The sequence below is a fragment of the Kitasatospora putterlickiae genome (assembly GCF_039527695.1).
GTDB classification, from domain to species: Bacteria; Actinomycetota; Actinomycetes; order Streptomycetales; family Streptomycetaceae; genus Kitasatospora; species Kitasatospora putterlickiae.
Map to the genome: position 1 here is coordinate 17,670 of NZ_BAAAKJ010000028.1, position 1,603 is coordinate 19,272.

General features: G+C 75.7%; 2 protein-coding genes. One reads left to right on the forward strand and one right to left on the reverse strand.

The genetic code is table 11. The features are described from left to right. Positions 1-50: 50 nt before the first annotated feature. Complete coding sequence (locus ABD308_RS03675) at positions 51-668, reverse strand: RICIN domain-containing protein (RefSeq protein WP_344325434.1); 618 nt, start codon at positions 666-668, stop codon at positions 51-53. A 172-nt stretch (positions 669-840) separates the two neighbouring features. Here ABD308_RS03675 and ABD308_RS03680 point away from each other — a divergent pair. Next, positions 841-1,603, forward strand: a 763-nt coding sequence (locus ABD308_RS03680; protein WP_344325437.1) for an AfsR/SARP family transcriptional regulator, incomplete at its 3' end; no start/stop codon positions are given.

A 1,603-nucleotide genomic window follows, 5' to 3' on the forward strand; every position in this document is an offset into this window, starting at 1 on the left:
GCGGGCCGTGGAGGGCCGTGGAGGGCTGGTCCGCTTGGGGGCGGCGGAGGTCAGCCGACGGCGGGGAGGATCCAGCTCTGGTTCGCCGTGTTCCACGCCTCGTCCGTGGTGATGCAGTCCCACTGCTGCAGGCGGGCCTGCTGGCCGGGCGTGCCGGACGGGCCCTCCGCGTCCAGGCACCGGCCGGTGGCCCGGTTCTTCAGGATCATGGTCGTGGGGAAGCAGTAACAGGTGTGCCCCACCCAGGCCGTGGTCCACTCGGACCCCGCGTAGCCGGCGGCGCAGTACGGGTACTGGATGACGCTGGTGCCGTTCGCGTAGCCCGCGCGCCAGTCGAGCATCAGGCACTGGCCGGAGTGCCGGGCCTTGATCCGGAAGTACCCGCCCCCGCTGTCGAGCAGTTCGTACTCCTGGGAGGCGCTGGTGTTGTCCGGCCACAGGAAGACACCGGTGTACGCGGCGGTCGACGCCCACATGACGTCGGCGCGCAGCCCGGTCCGGACGTTCACGAGCTCGTAGCGGGTGGGATCGGCCGCCTGGGCGGGCGTGGAGCCGAGCGCCGCGAAGACCGCGAACGCCAGGGCCGCCACCAGGGCCGCCGGAGTGAGCCGGGAGCGTCCGCGCCGGGCGCCGGGGCGGCCGGGCCGCCGGGGCAGGGAGATCCGCATGGTGTTCTCCTCCACGGGAGTCGGGGGTGCTGTCGAACGTGGGCCCCCACCCTGGCGTCGCGGCGTGTGCGCCGACCTTGCGGCCACCTTGCGGGCCCGCCAGCATGGGGGCCGGGGGACGTTCGCGCGGGCGCTGTTGATCACCTGGGGGGTACGTGTGGACTTCCGGCTGTTGGGTGAGATCGAGGTGCGGTCGGCGGGTCGGCCGCTCGACGTGGGGACGCCGCGGCAGCAGGTGGTCCTGGCCGCGCTGGTCGTCGACGCCCGAAGACCGATCGCGATCGAGGCGCTCGTCGACCGGGTCTGGGGCCACGAACCGCCCGCCAACCCCCGGCCCGTGCTGTACGCGCACCTGAGCAGGATCCGCGGACTGCTGAGAGAGGCGGCCGCCACCGGGGACGGAACGGCCGCCCGGATCGAGCGCCGGCACGCCGGCTACGTGCTGGACGTCGACCCCGACCTGGTGGACCTCCACCGGTTCCGCCGGCTGGTCGAGCGGGGCGACGACCGGCGCTGCGACGACGCCGCCCGGGCCGCGACGCTCGCCGAGGCGCTGGACCTGTGGCGCGGCGAGCCGCTGGCCGGCCTCGCGGGCGACTGGGCCGCGCAGGTCCGGGCGAGCTGCCACCGGCGGCGGCTGGACGCGGCGGTGCGGTGGGCGCAGGCGGAGCTGCGGCTCGGCCGTCCCACCACGGTGATCTCGGCGGTGCCCGACCTCACCGCCGAGTACCCGCTGGCCGAGCCCCTGGAGTGCGTCCTGATCCAGGCGCTGCACGCGGCCGGGCGGGGCGCGGAGGCGCTGGCCCGCTACGGCGCGGTCCGGCGGCGGCTGGCCGAGGAGTTGGGCACCGGCCCCGGCAAGGAGCTGCAGACCCTCTACCAGACCGTCCTGATCGGGGACCCGCCCCCGCCTCCCCCGGCCCGGCGCGCGACCG